Origin of the sequence: Marichromatium sp. AB31 (genome assembly GCF_003718685.1) — a bacterium.
Lineage (GTDB): Bacteria > Pseudomonadota > Gammaproteobacteria > Chromatiales > Chromatiaceae > Marichromatium > Marichromatium gracile.
In genome coordinates this window covers 1-15,412 of sequence record NZ_RHFI01000041.1, presented here as the reverse complement: position 1 = coordinate 15,412, position 15,412 = coordinate 1, and the positions used below count along the sequence as shown (strand labels likewise).

The 15,412-nt window shown below is 66.6% G+C and carries 15 protein-coding genes; 10 read left to right on the top strand and 5 right to left on the bottom strand.

The features are described from left to right. From EBL84_RS17155 to EBL84_RS16460, 3 genes are all read left to right on the top strand, one after another. On the top strand, positions 1–1,390 hold a 1,390-nt coding region (locus EBL84_RS17155; protein WP_190287992.1), incomplete at its 5' end, for a hypothetical protein. Beyond that, on the top strand, positions 1,387–1,839 hold the full coding sequence (locus EBL84_RS16985; RefSeq protein WP_148040324.1) for a hypothetical protein: 453 nt from the start codon (positions 1,387–1,389) through the stop codon (positions 1,837–1,839). The genes EBL84_RS17155 and EBL84_RS16985, both read left to right, overlap by 4 nt. Before the next feature lie 284 nt (positions 1,840–2,123). Further along, on the top strand, positions 2,124–3,263 hold the full coding sequence (locus EBL84_RS16460; protein ID WP_123141782.1) for a transposase: 1,140 nt from the start codon (positions 2,124–2,126) through the stop codon (positions 3,261–3,263). 101 nt (positions 3,264–3,364) lie between these two features. Here the strand turns inward: EBL84_RS16460 and EBL84_RS16455 are convergent, their stop codons facing one another. The 5 genes from EBL84_RS16455 to EBL84_RS16435 form a co-directional block, all read right to left on the bottom strand. Next, a complete protein-coding gene (locus EBL84_RS16455; RefSeq protein ID WP_123141781.1) occupies positions 3,365–6,427 on the bottom strand; it encodes an efflux RND transporter permease subunit in 3,063 nt (1,020 codons plus the stop codon). Between the two features lie 18 nt (positions 6,428–6,445). Beyond that, on the bottom strand, positions 6,446–7,537 hold the full coding sequence (locus tag EBL84_RS16450) for an efflux RND transporter periplasmic adaptor subunit (protein ID WP_123141780.1): 1,092 nt from the start codon (positions 7,535–7,537) through the stop codon (positions 6,446–6,448). Further along, positions 7,537–8,103 carry a TetR/AcrR family transcriptional regulator gene (locus EBL84_RS16445; RefSeq protein WP_123141779.1) on the bottom strand — a complete coding sequence of 189 codons (567 nt, stop codon included), beginning with the start codon at positions 8,101–8,103 and terminating at the stop codon, positions 7,537–7,539. The genes EBL84_RS16450 and EBL84_RS16445 overlap by 1 nt, the downstream gene beginning before the upstream one ends. 341 nt (positions 8,104–8,444) lie before the next feature. Beyond that, positions 8,445–8,765 carry a hypothetical protein gene (locus EBL84_RS16440; RefSeq protein ID WP_123141778.1) on the bottom strand — a complete coding sequence of 107 codons (321 nt, stop codon included), beginning with the start codon at positions 8,763–8,765 and terminating at the stop codon, positions 8,445–8,447. Between the two features lie 103 nt (positions 8,766–8,868). Further along, positions 8,869–9,645 (bottom strand): DUF2189 domain-containing protein, encoded by a 777-nt coding sequence (locus tag EBL84_RS16435; protein WP_123141777.1) that lies wholly within the window; start codon positions 9,643–9,645, stop codon positions 8,869–8,871. Between the two features lie 325 nt (positions 9,646–9,970). On the opposite strand from EBL84_RS16435, the gene EBL84_RS16430 reads away from it, so the two are divergent. From EBL84_RS16430 to EBL84_RS16400, 7 genes are all read left to right on the top strand, one after another. Next, positions 9,971–10,627: a CDGSH iron-sulfur domain-containing protein gene (locus EBL84_RS16430; protein ID WP_123141776.1), complete on the top strand. Its 657-nt coding sequence runs from the start codon at positions 9,971–9,973 to the stop codon at positions 10,625–10,627. A 32-nt stretch (positions 10,628–10,659) separates the two neighbouring features. Beyond that, entirely contained in the window at positions 10,660–10,908 is a 249-nt protein-coding gene (locus tag EBL84_RS16425; protein WP_123141775.1) for a helix-hairpin-helix domain-containing protein, read from the top strand. A 106-nt stretch (positions 10,909–11,014) separates the two neighbouring features. Beyond that, on the top strand, positions 11,015–11,998 hold the full coding sequence (locus EBL84_RS16420; protein ID WP_062271290.1) for an SPFH domain-containing protein: 984 nt from the start codon (positions 11,015–11,017) through the stop codon (positions 11,996–11,998). Between the two features lie 13 nt (positions 11,999–12,011). Further along, a complete protein-coding gene (locus EBL84_RS16415; RefSeq protein ID WP_062271288.1) occupies positions 12,012–12,896 on the top strand; it encodes an SPFH domain-containing protein in 885 nt (294 codons plus the stop codon). A 131-nt stretch (positions 12,897–13,027) separates the two neighbouring features. Continuing rightward, on the top strand, positions 13,028–13,693 hold the full coding sequence (locus EBL84_RS16410) for an HAD family hydrolase (protein ID WP_123141774.1): 666 nt from the start codon (positions 13,028–13,030) through the stop codon (positions 13,691–13,693). Then, entirely contained in the window at positions 13,680–14,666 is a 987-nt protein-coding gene (locus EBL84_RS16405) for a MoxR family ATPase (RefSeq protein ID WP_123141773.1), read from the top strand. Before EBL84_RS16410 ends, EBL84_RS16405 begins: the two co-directional genes overlap by 14 nt. After that, positions 14,659–15,412 (top strand): DUF58 domain-containing protein (locus tag EBL84_RS16400; protein WP_123141772.1); only part of this gene is annotated, 754 nt, incomplete at its 3' end. The genes EBL84_RS16405 and EBL84_RS16400, both read left to right, overlap by 8 nt.

Genomic DNA, 15,412 nt, shown 5'->3' with positions numbered 1-15,412 from the left:
TTCAAAATATTCTTTTTTTGACATTTATAATGAAGAGAGAAGGGCTAGTGTTGATAAAAATATTGATGGCTTGTTGCGTGAGTTTGGTCCGGCGGGAGATTTGGGTTATCAAGGTTTTTGTCTTTTGTTTGTTTGTCGTGATTATGTTTACACCCACTTGGAGCCACATCGTTCTACAACAGTGCCTCATGATCCTCGAGGCGCCGTATTTCGAATTTCTGAAATAAAAGATTATATGGTTGTTAGGTCGAGGCTTCAGCTTTTGAGTGAGGCGATTAATGCTATTAACGCTGAGAAGCCTGGAAAAGCAAAGCTTTTTGAAGGGGCTGAAGGTGTTATAAATAAAGCTTTGTCTTTGGATGGAAGTCGAGATGCACCTTGGCTTTCTGCTGTGCGTGAGCTTTGTCAGCATGGATATCGATCTTTTGTTTGTTTTCTTAGTAGTTTGCGGATTGATTTGAAGCGTTATGATGTTTTTGAAAGATTATTTTTTCATCAGACAGCTCCTCTTTTAGTTCTTTATATTAGTAATTGTCTTAAAAGGTATACGCAAGACCAGAAGCACTTCCCAAATATTTTTTTAGTAGACGCTACAGTTTTAAGGGATAAAAGTAAGGGGCGCGAAGAGGCTCATAAGCCTCATTTGCATACATATTGGCTTAAGTATCTCGTGCTAAAGTTTTTAGCGCAATGTGAGAGGGATGATGACGCGGCTGCAGATTTGCAAGAAGTTATTGATGTTTTTTGTGGCGAAGATGGATATGAAGAACATCTTGTGCGTTTGGTGGTTGGCAGCCTTTGCTCTGAGGATGAATATCGCTGTGCTGAAGTGAATTACGAGGGTTTTTCTCATGGTAATTTGATGCACTTGCCGATACGTTTGACGCCTAGAGGTAAGTACATGACATCTTTTGATGACGTCCTTTATAAAGATAGAAGTTTTTTTGTTGATTTTTGTTTTTCTTTTTCTTATTTGGGTACAATAATGGACGACTACCTTATGGCTGTTCCTGATTATTTGTTAGATGAGTTGTTAATTGACGAGAATTACAGCTACCTTTATCTTCCTGATGCGCAGTACGGTAAGGAGGTGGTTAAGGTTTTAAGAGGCCGCATTAAGGGCGTTGAGGTTTTTTTGGGTATGATTTTGGGGGAGTTACGAGCTGAAATGAGTTTTCATAAATCTGTTTTTGAGAATTTAAGTTTTTTTGGAGTGATTCCTGATGAAGGTCAGGTGATAAACGGGATGCTGGAAGAGGTTGGTCATATTTTTAGTCAGTCAAAAAAAGAAGAGTGTTGTTTTTCCGTATCTAGATTGCAAAAAAGAATAAAGGATTCAGAAAGTTTTTTTCTTGATTATTTTGATAAAAAAGATTTGGTTTCGCCATGAGTTTTCAGTTTGATTTTTTTAGTGTTTTTTTGGGTGGTCTTATTGGTTTTGTTTTTTCTGTTGTGCTTCAAGAATATCGTCTTTTTCGTCAACAGCAGAGGGATCTTTTTAATGCGGTTGAGTTTTTGAAAGTTATTGCGAAAGTTTTAGAGTTGGTTATCCATCTTGACCCAAAGGATGTGCCGGGACTTTCTCCGGGGCACATCATTAGCTATTCGCTGCCAATTTTGAAAGCTAAAAGGAGTGCTAGTGTCTTGCAAGATTTGGTGAGGATATCCATTAAGTGGAAGTCTGGTTTGTATTGCCGAGGAGAGCCGGCTGGCGAGAACGCAATGAACGTCGACATTAAAAAGCTAGGTGCTATTTGTGATGAGCTGGAGATGAAGTTTCCAGCTAATAGTGAAAAGTATAATTTTATTTTCTTTTTGAAGGGTTTTTTCAATGTCTGAAGGGCGCTCATTTATTGATTTTAAGCACCTATTTGAAGCGATCTAAAGGACGATCAAAGGACGATTTAAAGATTTAAAGGACACCCAGAGCGCCGGGAAAAGCCGGCAAGAGATTGGAGGTGAAAGCCCTCTCCCCGGAAAGGTGTAGCTGTCAAGTCCCCTGGGATTGTAAGCCCGCTTATTGAATAGCTCCGGGCGTCGGGATTTGAAGGACACCCATTTATCATTGACGCTCGCAAGGCGCTCTCCTACGCTTCACCCAACACCTCCAGCGGAGATGCCCCATGACTCGTCCCCGCGCCGCGCTCGTCTCCTTGTCCGATACGCCTTGGTATCACGTCGTCACGCGTTGCGTGCGCCGGGCGTATCTCTGTGGCTTCGATCGGCTGACGGGACGGAGTTTCGAGCATCGGCGGGGCTGGGTGGAGTTGCGGTTGCGTCAGCTCGCGGGGGTGTTCGCGATCGATGTCGCGGCCTATGCGGTGATGAGCAATCACGTGCATCTGGTGGTGCGGGTGGATGCCGATCGGGCGGCGGGGTGGTCGGATACCGAGGTGCTGCGGCGCTGGCGGTGTCTGTTCCGGGGGCCGGTGGTGGTGGAGCGGTTCCTGTCGCCTGCGACGCGGGCGGGCATGACCGAGGCGGAGCTGGAGGTGGTCGCTGGCTTGGTCGCGACTTACCGGGCGCGGCTGGCGGATCTCTCCTGGTTCATGCGGATACTGAACGAGTCGATCGCGCGGGCGGCGAATCGGGAGGATGGGGTGCGGGGACGGTTCTGGGAGGGGCGCTTTCGCTCGCAGGCGATCCTCGACGAGACGGCGCTGTTGGCGGTGATGGCCTATGTCGATCTCAACCCGATTCGGGCCGGGATCGCGGAGACGCCGGAGGAAAGTGCGCATACCGGGATTGCGGCGCGGATCGCCGCCTTGCGGGCTGACGATGCGTGTGCGTCTGGTGAAGTGCTTGTCGAGACGGACGAGGCTTCGCCGGCGGTCCGTGTGGCCGCATCGCCCGAGACCAAGGCCATCGACTCTCCTTCAGACTCGCGTAGCGATAATCTTTGGGAGACCGCGCTGAATCGCCTGCCGTCCGCGCCGCTGTTGCCCTTCGGTAATCCCGCCGAGGTTCCTGCGGCGATTCCTTTCACCTTCGATGATTATCTGACCCTGGTCGATTCGCTTGGCCGCGCTCTGCATCCGCGCAAGCGCGGCTCGATCCCGGCGGATCTGCCGGACGTCCTCACCCGGCTCGGCATCGCGCCGGAGCGTTTCGTCGAGCACGCGGGCTTCCTGCTCAAGGGCTTCGGTGTCGCGATCGGTACGCCTGAGCGGCTGGCGGCGCTTGCCGCGCGCCGCGAGTGTCGCTATCTGCGCGGGCTCGGACGCGCCAGGGCGCTGTTTGGGCAGGCGGGCAGGGCGGCGTGAGTCGCCTGGGCGTCTGACTTGCCGATGCCGCCTGGTCAGGCCGCGCGTCTGCCCGACAAACCTCCCGCCCCGCCGACCCCGAACCACCGCACCCGCCCGGATCACCCCGTCCGCGGCGCCTCATCCTCCCGCACCTTGAAGAACCCGGCATAGAACACCGGAACCGCGATCAGGGTGAGGGCGGTGGCGAAGGCCAGTCCGCCCATGATGGTGACGGCCATGGAGGCGAAGAAGACGTCGAAGAGCAGCGGGATCATGCCGAGGATGGTGGTGCCGGCGGCGAGCATCACCGGGGTGAAACGGCTGACGCTGGCGGCGACGATGGCGTCGTGGCGGTGGTGGCCGTCGGCGATGCGCAGGTCGATCTCGTCGACCAGGACGATGGCGTTCTTGATCAGCATGCCCGAGAGGCTGAGGAAGCCGAGCAGCGCCATGAAGCCGAACGACTGTCCGGTGGCGAGCAGCGCGGCGGTGACGCCGGTGATCGCCATCGGCACGCACAGCCAGATGATCAGCGGTTGGCGCACCCGGCCGAACAGCGCCACGGTGATCAGCACCATCGCCAGGAAGCCGAGCGGGACGCTGCGCGCGAGCGCGGCCTGGGCGTCGCTGGAGTCCTCGTACTCGCCGCCCCACTCGAGCCGGTAGCCCGGCGGCAGCGCGATCGCCTCGACTGCGCCGCGCACCTGCGCGAGCGCCGCGTCGGTGTTGGCGCCGTAGGCGGGGTCGGCCTGGGCGGTGATGGTGCGCGCCTTGTCGAGCCGGCGGATCAGCCCGTCCTCGGTGCCGGTCTCGAAGCGGTCGATGACCTCGGTCATGGGGATGTAGGCGCCGGCGGTGGCCGACCAGACGCGACGGTCGCGCAGGTCGGTGTTGCCGTTGCGCTCGTCATCGGGGGCGCGCATCACGATCGGGATCAGCCGATCACCCTCGCGATAGAGCCCGACGGTGCGCCCCTCGGTAACCATCGCCAGGGCATCGGCGATGTCGGCGCGGCTCACCCCGGCGGCGGTGGCGCGCGCCTCGGCCAGGCGCGGGACGATCAGCGGGCGGTACTGGCGCCAGTCGTGGCGCACGTTGATCAGGCCATGGTCGCGGAAGATGCGCTCGGCCTCGGCGGCGAGCGCGCGCAGGGTGGCGTTGTCGGGGCCGGAGAAGCGCGCCTCGATCTTGGCGCCGCCTCCGGGGCCGAGGCGGATGCGGCTGGTCCAGCTCTTGACCTGGGGCTGGTGCTCGCCGATCCACTGGCGCACGCGCGCGGCGATCTCGGGGATGCGCGCGGCGTCGGTGACGCGCACGATGCACTGGCCATAGGCGCTGTTGGGCAGCTCCGGGGCATAGACCAGCATCAGCCGGTCGGCGCCCGAGCCGCTGAAGCTGGTGACGTCCGTGACCCCGTCGAGCTGGCCGAGCGCGTTGCCGAGTTCGGCCATGTCGGCGGCGGTGGCGCGGATGTCGGTGCCCTGTTCGTGCCACACGTCGACATAGAAGAGCGGCGTGGCGCTGTCGGGGAAGAAGGACTGGGGCACGGCGCCGAAGCCGATCACCGCCGCCAGGGTGGAGCCGACCAGCGCCGCCACCGTGGTCAGCCGGTGGCGCAGCGCCAGGTGCACCAGCCCGCGATAGCCGCTGAGCAGGACGCCGCCGGCATCCTCCTCGTCGCGGCGCTCGGCGGCGCTGCGGAACAGATAGCTGCCGAACAACGGGGCCACCGTCACCGCCAGCACCCAGCTCAGCAGCAGCGAGATGGCGATCACCGCGAACAGCGAGAAGGTGTACTCCCCGGTCGAGTCGTTCGACAGCCCGATCCCGGAGAAGGCGAGGATGCCGATCACCGTCGCCGCCAGCAGCGGCCACTTGGTCTGGTTGGTGATCTGCTGCGCCGCCTCCAGCGCCCCCAGCCCGCGCCGCATCCGCACCATCATCCCCTCGGCGATGACGATGGCGTTGTCGACCAGCATGCCCATGGCGATGATCAGCGCGCCGAGCGAGACGCGCTGCATGGTGATGCCGCCGATCTTCATCAGCAGCAGGGTGCCGAGCACGGTGAGCAGCAGCACCCCGCCGACCACCAGCCCGCCGCGCCAGCCCATCGCCAGACAGAGCACCAGGATGACGATCGCCACCGAGCTTGCGAGGTTGACGAGAAAACCGTTGACCGCCTCATCGACCACTCGGTGCTGCTGGTAGATCGGATCGATGGTGACGCCGAGCGGCAGGGTCTCGAGCAGCGCGTGGATTCGCGCCTCGACCGTCGCGCCGACCTCGACGATGTTGGTGCCGCTCTGCGCCGAGACGCCGATGGCCACCGCCGGGCGACCGTTGTGGCGCACCAGCAGGGTCGGGATCTCCTCCTCGCCGCGGCTCACCCGGGCGATGTCGCCGAGCCGCAGGCTGGCGTGCTCGCTGCTCGCCCCGGGGCCGCCGAGCGGCAGCGCCTCGATGCGCGCGACCGAGTCGAAGGTGCCCGAAGGGGCGAGGCGCACCGAGCGGTCCTCGACCCGCAGCGCGCCGCTCTCGACCACCGCGTTCTGCACCGAGATGGCGTTGGCGATCAGCGTCGGGGCGATGCCGAGCTGGGTGAGCACCGACTGCGGCGGCTCGACGAAGATGCGCTCGGCGCGCAGCCCGCTGATCGCCACCTTGGCCACGCCCGGTATCCGCAACAGCTCCTGGCGCAGGGTACGGGCGAAGTCGCGCAGCTCGGCCTGGCTGTAGTCCGGGGCGCTGAGCGCGTAGTAAAGCCCGTAGACGTCGCCGAAGTCGTCGTTGACGTGCGGGGTGCCTGCCCCCGGGGGCAGGGCGGCGCTGGCGTCGCGGACCTTGCGCCGCAGCTCGTCCCAGATCTGCGGCAGCTGGCTGGAGTCGTACTGCTCGAGGATCTCGACATCGATCAGCGAGCGCCCGGGCTCGGAGCGCGAGCGGATCTCCTTGATCTGGGGCAGGCGCTGGAGGGCGATCTCGAGCTGGTCGGTCACCTCCTGCTCGACCTCGAGTGCCGAGGCGCCGGGATAGCTGGTGGTGATGATCGCCTGCTTGATGGTGAACTCGGGGTCCTCCAGCCGTCCCAGGCTGAACAGGGCCCAGAGTCCCCCGAGCAGACAGATGAGGATCAGCAGCCAGGTGTTGACCGGCTTGTCGATGGCGGCGCGAGCGATGTCCATGGATAGGGGTTCCCGATGCTACTGGGCGGTGTCGTCGAGCGGGCGCACCCGCTGACCGGCGCTGAGGAAGCCGACCCCGGCGGCGACGATGCGCTCGCCCTCGGCCAGCCCCGAGAGGATGCGCGCGTGGCTGCCGTCGAGGGTGGCGACCGCGACGGCGCGCGGCTGCACCTGACCGCGCTCGGGGTCGTAGACCCAGACGCGGAAGTCGCCGGCGGCATCGGCGTCGAGCGCGCCGATCGGCACCTCGATCGTGCCCTCGGCGGTGGTGAGGATCTCGGCGCTGACGGTGGCGGTCATCCCCGGCAGCACCTGGATGTCGTCGGGGTTGGTCATGAACAGGGTGATGGTGTAGGTGCGGGTGCGCGGGTCGGGCTCGGTGGCGAACTCGCGGATGCTCAGCGGGAAGCTGCGCCCCGGCCAGGCCGAGAGCTCGGCGGTGATGGCGCCGACCTGCTCGCGCCGTACCCGCGCCATCAGCCGCTCGGGCACGTCGACCTCGACGGTGAGCACCGAGATGTCCTGCAGCAGCGCGATCGGCTCGCCGGCGCGGACGTTGACGAAGCGATCGACCAGACGCTCGGCAAGCAGCGCGTCGAAGGGCGCCTCCAGCTCGGTGTAGGCGAGGTTCTGTGCCGCCTGTTCGAGCCGCACCTGGGCGAGGTCGGCGGTGGCGCGGGCGTCGTCGAGGGCGTTCTCGGCGAGATGGCCGCGCTCGCTGAGCGCCTGCTTGCGCTTGAGCTCCTTGCGCGCGAGATCGGCCTGGACCCTGGCCTCGCGCAGCGCGAGCGCATAGTCGGTGGCGTCGAGCGCGGCGATCGTCTCGCCGGCGCGGATGGTCTCGCCCTCGCGGATGGGGAAGCGTTCGAGCTTGCCCGGCACCTGGAAGGAGACGGCCGAGGTCTGCGAGGCCTCGATGGTGGCCGGGAAGCGGCGCAGCTCGGATCTCGGCGCGGTATCGACGGTGAACAGCCGCACCGGTTGCGAGGTCGGCGCGCTGGTGGTCGTGTCGGACTCGGCAGCGGCGCGGTCACAGCCGCCGAGCGCGACGCCGAGCAGCGCGATCAGGGCGGCGAGCAGCAGTGACGGACGGGGGGATAGGGCGGTCATCAAAGGGCTCCGTGATCGTCGAGGATGCGCCGGGCCTGGGCGCGCAGCGCGTCGGCCTCGTCGGGGTCGAGCGGCGAGATGCCGAAGACGTCGAACATGTAGAGCCCGGCCATCGCCAGATAGAGCAGCCGGGCGTTCGGGATCTCGTCCTCCAGCGCGCCGAGCGCGTCGAGCGTCTCGGTGACGTGTGTGCGGATCGGCGCGAGCAGCTCGCGATGGTGCGCGGAGGCGGCGATCACCGCGATGCCGAGCTCGGGCGAGACCGGACAGGGGGCGAGCGAGGCGATGAGCCGGGCGCGGCCCTCGCGGTTGGGCTGATCGGGCGGGAGGGTGTCGCGCAGCGCACCGATGTCGGCCTCGTCGCGTGCCAGGGTACGCTCGACCAGCCCCTCGAGCAGCGCCTCCTTGCTCCTGAAGTGATAGAGCATCCCGCCCTTGCTGGCACCGGCCTCGGCGATCACCGCGTCGAGCGTCAGTCGCGCGGCGCCATCGCGCATCACCACGGTCTCGGCGGCATCGAGCACGCGCTCGCGCAGCGACGGCTTGGGGGCTTGGGTTTCGGGCATGGGTGGATCACCGGTCTGGACAATTGTAGAACAGTCTAGACGGTACGAAAGGGCTGAGGCAAATGGGCGCCAGTTGTCAGCCGCCAGCTTCCAGCCGCCAGCTTCCAGCCGCCAGTGGTCAGCTGGCAGCGTCGAGCCTCTCCTGCTGGCTGCTGGCTGCTGGCTGCTGGCTGCTGGTCGCTGCTGGATTGCCCGTCGCCGGTCCGTGGTCCGATGGGCAGTCCAACCGACGAGCAAGCCGTCAGCGCCGACCCTCTTCCTGCTGGTGGCTGGCGGCTGGTGACTGACGACTGGAAGCTGGCGACTGGAAGCTGTCAGCGAGACGCTGACAGCCGATTCACTCAGTCGATGGTCACGCGGCGGGCGCGGAAGTCGCGACCGTCGTCGTCATCATCGCCGTCGTGGTCGTCGTGGTCGTCGTGGTCGTCATCGTCGTAGTCGCCGGCGATGGTCACCCGGGTCCCCGGGGTGATGCCCAGGGCGCGCAGGCTGTCGAGTTCGACGTCGAGTCGCTCGCTGCCGGTGTCGAGCAGGAAACCGTCGTCCCAGACACGCTCGACCACGCCGCTGGCGCTGGTCTCGGCGCGGGCGCCGAGACTGGTGACCAGGGCGAGCAGGGCGCCGTAGAGTGCGACATGGGTGAGGTTCGGACGTTGACGCATGGTTGCATCCTCCATGGTGCGGTGAGATGCGCCGCCGGGCGGCGCGGGGTTGGGGTCCTTGTGGCCTGGGCCGCGCCCCGCCGAGCGGTGGCGGGGCGGTGGCTCAGGCGACCATCCGCCGATAGCTCTCCCAGGTGGCATAGCCGAGTACCGGGAAGATCACCACCAGCCCGATGAACAGGGTGAGGATGCCGAAGCCGGTGAGGGCGACGATCATCGCGGCCCACAGCGTCATCGCCGGCCAGTTCTGGCGGCAGGCGCGCAGGCTGGTGTGGATGGCGGTGAGCGGGCCGACGTCGCGATCGAGGATCATCGGGATGGAGACGGCGCTGGTGACGAACACCGCCACGGCCAGCAGCAGCCCGATGCCGAGGAAGAACAGCGTGACCACCGGATCGAAGTGCCCGGCCAGCAGGCCGGTGATGCTGTCGGACGAGGGCGAGAGGGTGTTGAACTTGATCGCGAACAGCAGCGCCGAGAAGCGCACCCAGGCCGCGGCGATCAGCCCGAGGAAGAGCACGAACAGCCCCAGATTGGTACGCCGCGCCCAGATCAGCGCCAGGCTGTCGTGGATGGCCACCGGCTCGTCGGCCTCGAGCTGGCGTGCGGCGACATAGAGCCCGGCGGCGAGGAAGGGACCGAGCAGCAGCAATCCGGTGAGGAAGGCGATGGTGAACCAGGGCAGGGTCCAGGTCAGCGCCAGCGCCCCCCAGCAGGCGAGCATGAAGAGCGCGCCGTAGAGCAGGCTCGCCGCGGGTGCCTCGGCGAAGCGCCTGACGCCGGTGGCGAGCCAGTCGAGCGGCTCGCCGATGTCGACCCGGCTGACCGTGGGCGCCGGCGCGGGCGTGGTGTGGTGCGATCGGACGGCTTGACTGGGCATGTTCTCGACTCCGTGTGGATGACGGCGCGCGGGCCGTGCGTGACGACGGGGACGGATGGCGGGCGAGGGCGTTCCGCCATGCTCGGTGAGACGTCGGGGGTGTGACGAAGTTCACCCCCGTACGTTGCATGATCGGCGCTGGGCCCCATTAGAAAAACACGCGCGTGGTGCTGTTTTTGGCGCTGCGCGCCCCCGGCGCTGTCGGGGCGATGCGGGGCCGTGCCTCGCGCCGACCGGTCGCGCCCCGAGCCGCCGGTTGGTCTCTCCAGGCAGCCACCGTCCGCCGTGGGCGGGCAACCCACAGAGACCACAAGGAGTCCATTTGATGAGTGAGCGCAGCGTCCACCACTTCCCGGGCCAGGAGATCGATGTCTACTGGGACGAGCGTCTGTGTATCCATATCGGCGAGTGCGTCCGTGCCAAGGGCGAGCTGTTCGTCTCCGGGCGCGATCCCTGGTGCGATCCCGATGTCACCGAGCGCGAACGGGTGCGCGAGATCGTCGAGCGCTGTCCGAGCGGCGCGCTGAGCTATGTCGACAAGACCGGCGGTCCCGAGCCCGCTCCCGGCGAGAACGCGGCGGTGGTGGTCTACAATGGCCCCCTGTACTGTCACGGCGAGCTGGCGCTGGAGGGCGCCGGCGAGGCGCCCGAGCACGCCGGCACCAGCCGCCGGGTGGCGCTGTGTCGTTGCGGGGCCTCGGCCAACAAGCCGTTCTGCGACAACAGCCACCGTGCTGCCGGCTTCGAGGACTATGGCGCCGTCGGCGAGCAGGGGCGCGGCACCTTCGCCGCCGACGGGCCGCTGGCGGTGCGAGCGCTGCCCGACGGGCCGCTCGAGCTCGAGGGCAACCTGGTGATCCGCGCCGCCAGCGCGCGCGCGGCCTGGCGCGGCGACAAGGCCTATCTGTGTCGCTGCGGGGCCTCGGCCAACAAGCCCTTCTGCGACGGCAGCCACCAGCGGGTGGGTTTCAAGGGCGACTGAGCGCCGGTCGGCACCGGCGCGGGGAGGGATCGATGCCGTTTTCCAGTGCCGAGCGCGCCCTGCTGCTCGGCGGTCATCAGATCGGGCCGCGGGTGATCGCGCGGCTCGAACAGCTCGGCATCGAGGATCTCGACACCCTCGCTGGGCAGCAGATCGAGCCCCTGGTCGGGCTGATCGCCGACATGCTCCACGCCCCCTGCTGGCGCGCCAGCCCGCATGCCCGTACCGCCATCGGCAACGCCATCGCCATCGCTCGCGCCGCGCGCGAGCGCACGCCCTGATGCGCGGCCCTTCTTCCCGTCTCCGCCCGCGCCCCGCCCCCGTCGGCGGGGCGCGTCCCCCAGGCGGCGCGGATGCGCCGCCCTCCGCTAGAGAGGTCAAGCTGCCATGTATCTGACGGCATTCATGCTCGGCGTGCTGGCGTTCGTGGTGTTCAAGGTGTTCGTGCGCGCCTTCTACACCGTGAGCCCGGACGAGCGCGCGCTGATCACCAGCTTCGGTCGCGTCGAGCGACTCGGCGAGCTGATGGTCGAGGACCCGGCGCTCGACGCCGAGGAACAGCAACGCTACCGCTTCCCGCAGGTGCGGGTGATCGGCCCCGGCGGCCCCTACTTCAAGTGGCCGTGGCAGGAGGTGCACAAGGTCAGCGTGGTCACCCAGGCCATCGACCTGACCTGGGACCCGACCAAGGATCAGGTGATGGTCGAGGCGGTCACCAAGGACAACCTCACCACCGGGGTCGGCGGTCAGATCCGCTTCCGCGTCGCCGAATCCAACCTCTATGCCTACTGCTTCGGCGTCGACAGCCCGCTCGAACACGTCATGGGTTACTTCATCTCGGTGCTGCGCGAGCGCATCGCCAACTTCGTCGACCCCAAGGGCGAGGGGCTGGTCGGCGAGGGCGAGCTGGCGCAGGGCGAAGCGGCCGCCGAACTCTCCGAGGGCGTCTCGATCAACGACCTGCGCAAGAACCTGCCGCTGCTCAACGACTACATGGAGCAGCAGTGCCGCTCGACCGGGGCGCGCTACGGCATCGAGCTCGATGCCGCACTGATCACCCAGATCGACCCGCCGAGCGAGGTCGACCGCGCGCTCTCGGCGATCAACTCCACCCGCAACCAGGTCGCCGCCGATATCTCCACGGCGCGCGCCGACGCCGAGCAGCAGATCACCATGAGCAAGCGCGCGGTGGAGATCGCGCGCAACAACGCCCAGGCCGAGGTCGCGCCGCTGCGCGAGCTGGCCGAGACGCTGTCGCGGATCAAGTCGAGCGGCGGCACCGAGGCGCTGCGCGCCTATATCCGCAACCTGCGCGTGCCGCTGCTCGGACGCGCCTCGCGCATCGTCCGCACCACCGGGCTCGAGCGCTGAGGGGAGAGACGCCATGGACAACATGATCGGTTCCACCATCGCCTTCGTCATCGGTCTCATCTATATCCCGGTGCTGCTCGCCATCGCCCGCAGCCTCGGGCTCTATGCCGTGGTGCGCGAGCGCGAGGCCCAGGTCTTCACCCTGTTCGGCAAGGTCATCGGTACCCTCGACGAGCCCGGGCTGCGCTTCCCGCTCGCCCACTTCGGGCTGCGCGCCCTGCTGCTGCCCTTCTTCGGCAAGCGCTACAAGGTCTCCACCGCGCTGCGCCAGCACTATCTGCGCGACCAGATGGTCAACTCCGAGGAGGGCACGCCGATGGGCGTGGGGCTGTGGTACGAGATGCAGGTGAGCGACCCCATCGCCTATCTGTTCAACAACGCCAACCCCGAGGGCTCGCTGCAGGCCAATGTCGCCAGCGCCGCCGTCTCCACCCTGAGCAATCTGGAGATGGACAAGATGCTCGAGGACCGTCACCAGCTCAGCCGTCGGGTGCGCGCCGAGGTCTCGCCGCTCTCCGAGCGCTGGGGCTACCGGCTCGGCTCGGTCTATATCCGCAAGGTCGCCTTCACCGACCGGCAGATGGTCGACAACATCACCGACAAGGTGGTCAAGCGGCTGATCCAGGTCACCAGCGCGATGAAGCAGGACGGCGAGAACCGCGTCGGCCTGATCCAGAGCCAGACCGCCTACAAGGTCTCGCAGCAGATGGCCGAGGCCGCCGCCACCCGCCCGGCGATCGTCGGCGAGGCGCTCAACGCCATCGCCGAACGCGACCCCGAGGTGCTCGATACGGTGCTCGAGGTGATGGAGACCGAGCAGCTGCTCGCCTCCAAGGCCGAGGTCGAGGTGCTGCCGCGCGACTCGGAGATCCTGGTGCAGCTCGGCGCCACCCTGTAGTAGCCTGTTGCGCGCGGCGTCGGGAGGACGCCGCGTCTCTCCCCGGCGCCGGGCGGTCCCGTCCCCCAGGGTCGCGCCCGTCCGGTCCGGTCGATCGTGCTTGACCCCGACCCTCATGGACCCCTGACCCTATGTTCGACTGTCTCTGTTTCGACTTCGACGGCACCCTGGTCGACAGCACCGAGGCGGCCCTCGAGGCGCTCGCCCGGGTCGGCCCGGCGTTCGGCTGCGCCGGGCTCGATCGCGCCGCCGTCGAACGGTTGCGCGGGCTGCACGCGCGCGAGATCGTCCAGACGCTGGGCATCCCGGCCTACCGGGTGCCGGGCTTCGTCGCGCGGATGCGCCGCGAGATGCGCGCCGGTCTGCTCGCCACCCCGCCGGTCCCGGGCTGGACCGAGACCCTGGAGGCGCTGGCCGCGCGCGGGTTGCGTCTCGGCGTGCTCTCCTCCAACGCCAGCGAGAGCCTGGCGGCCTATCTCGCGCACTACCCGCTGCCCCATCTCGATTTCGTCGTCGGCGGCGCGGCGCTGTTCGGCAAGTCGCGCGCGCTGCGTCGGCTTGCCGCGCGCGAGCGGCTGCGCCCGGCGCGCATGCTCTATGTCGGCGACGAGCTGCGTGACCTGGAGGCGGCGCGCGCCGCCGGTACCGGCTTCGTCGCCGTCGGCTGGGGCTATACCGACCCGACGCGGCTGCACGCGGCCGGCGCCGGGGCGCCGCTGAGCAGCCCGCATGAGCTGCTCGAACGGATCGAGTCAGACGCTTTTGATAACGAGGAGGTGCGCCGTGTCGGCAGCTGATCCGACGAGCGATCTACAGGCGGTCTTCGCCGCGCTGCGGGTGCGGCTCTCGGCGCGCATCCTCGGTCAGCGCGCCCTGGTCGAGCGGCTGCTGGTGGCGCTGCTCGCCGACGGCCATCTGCTCGTCGAGGGCCCACCCGGGGTGGCCAAGACCAGTGCGGTCAAGGCCCTGGCCGAGGGGATCGAGGGCGACTTCCACCGCGTCCAGTTCACCCCCGACCTGTTGCCCGCCGACCTCACCGGCACCGAGATCTATCGACCCCACGACGGCAGCTTCCGCTTCGATCGCGGGCCGCTGTTCCACAACCTGCTGCTCGCCGACGAGGTCAACCGCGCCCCGGCCAAGGTGCAGTCGGCGCTGCTCGAGGCGATGGGCGAGCGCCAGATCACCGTCGGGCGCGAGACCTACCGGCTGCCGGAGCTGTTTCTGGTGATGGCCACCCAGAACCCGATCGAGCAGGAGGGCACCTATCCGCTGCCCGAGGCCCAGCTCGATCGCTTCCTGATGCAGGTGCGGGTCGACTATCCCGACCTCGACACCGAGCGCGCCATCCTCGCCCTCGACCGCGCCCGGGCGCGCGAGGGCGCCGCCGCGAGCGAGGGCGGCGCCGAGATCACCCAGGCCCAGGTGTTTGCGGCGCGGCGCGCCCTCCTCGATCTCTATCTCGCCCCCGAGGTCGAGGACTATCTGCTCCATCTGGTGCTCGCCACCCGCGCCCCGGCCGACTACGACCCGGCGCTCGACGGCTGGTTGCGCTTCGGCGCCAGTCCGCGCGCCACCCTGGCGCTGGAGCGTTGCGCGCGCGCCCTGGCCTGGCTGGAGGGACGCGACTTCGTCTCCCCCGAGGACGTGCGCCGCCTCGCCCCCGACGTGCTCCGTCACCGTCTGCTGCTCGGCTACGAGGCCGAGGCCGAGGGGCGCACCCCGGACGACTTCATCGCGCTGCTGCTGGCGCGGGTGAGCTGTGCCTGAGACCAGCGCGCTTGCCGTCGGGGTCGCCGAGCTGGTCGGGCTGCGCGCCCGCGCCAGCGGGCTCGATCTCGCCCCGCGCGCGCGGGTGCTCGCCGCGCGGGGCGGGGCGCACCCGTCGCGGCTGCGCGGACGCGGCATGGAGTTCGCCGAATCGCGCCCCTACCAGCCCGGCGACGAGCCGCGTCACATGGACTGGCGGGTCACCGCGCGCGCCGGTGAGGCGCACGTCAAGTGCTTCCGCGAGGAGCGCGAGCGACCGGTGTGGCTCTGTGTCGACCAGCGCGCGACGATGCGCTTCGCCACCCGGGTGGCCTTCAAGTCGGTGATCGCCGCGCGCGTCGCCGCGCTGCTCGGCTGGGCGGCGCTGGCGCGGGGCGATCGCGTCGGCGGGTTGGTGTTCGACGACCATGCCATCCGGCTGCACCCGCCGGCGGCGCGCGCTCGCGGGTTGCTCGCGCTGTTCGAGTCGCTGGCCGCGCCCGCCGCCGCCTCGGCTGAGACGGCGATGACCTTGCAGACGGCGCTCGCGCGGCTCGATCGGGTGGTCCGTCCCGGCGCGCTGGTGGTGTTGGTGAGCGATCTCGCCGGGCTCGGCGCGGGACGCGACCCCAGCCTGACCCGGCTGGGGCGCGGTGCCGAGCTGGTGTGGGTGCAGATCGAGGATGTCCTCGAGTGCGAGCCGCCGCCGCCCGGACGCTACCCGGTGCTCGCCGCCGGGCGCCGCGGCTGGCTCGACCTGCGCGGAG

Excerpts from the sequence above, each read along its gene's own strand:
- EBL84_RS16985 (WP_148040324.1), top strand. The coding sequence starts at position 1,387 with ATGAGTTTTCAGTTTGATTTTTTTAGTGTTTTTTTGGGTGGTCTTATT.
- EBL84_RS16460 (WP_123141782.1), top strand. The coding sequence starts at position 2,124 with ATGACTCGTCCCCGCGCCGCGCTCGTCTCCTTGTCCGATACGCCTTGG.
- EBL84_RS16455 (WP_123141781.1), bottom strand. The coding sequence starts at position 6,427 with ATGGACATCGCTCGCGCCGCCATCGACAAGCCGGTCAACACCTGGCTG.
- EBL84_RS16450 (WP_123141780.1), bottom strand. The coding sequence starts at position 7,537 with ATGACCGCCCTATCCCCCCGTCCGTCACTGCTGCTCGCCGCCCTGATC.
- EBL84_RS16445 (WP_123141779.1), bottom strand. The coding sequence starts at position 8,103 with ATGCCCGAAACCCAAGCCCCCAAGCCGTCGCTGCGCGAGCGCGTGCTC.
- EBL84_RS16440 (WP_123141778.1), bottom strand. The coding sequence starts at position 8,765 with ATGCGTCAACGTCCGAACCTCACCCATGTCGCACTCTACGGCGCCCTG.
- EBL84_RS16435 (WP_123141777.1), bottom strand. The coding sequence starts at position 9,645 with ATGCCCAGTCAAGCCGTCCGATCGCACCACACCACGCCCGCGCCGGCG.
- EBL84_RS16430 (WP_123141776.1), top strand. The coding sequence starts at position 9,971 with ATGAGTGAGCGCAGCGTCCACCACTTCCCGGGCCAGGAGATCGATGTC.
- EBL84_RS16425 (WP_123141775.1), top strand. The coding sequence starts at position 10,660 with ATGCCGTTTTCCAGTGCCGAGCGCGCCCTGCTGCTCGGCGGTCATCAG.
- EBL84_RS16420 (WP_062271290.1), top strand. The coding sequence starts at position 11,015 with ATGTATCTGACGGCATTCATGCTCGGCGTGCTGGCGTTCGTGGTGTTC.
- EBL84_RS16415 (WP_062271288.1), top strand. The coding sequence starts at position 12,012 with ATGGACAACATGATCGGTTCCACCATCGCCTTCGTCATCGGTCTCATC.
- EBL84_RS16410 (WP_123141774.1), top strand. The coding sequence starts at position 13,028 with ATGTTCGACTGTCTCTGTTTCGACTTCGACGGCACCCTGGTCGACAGC.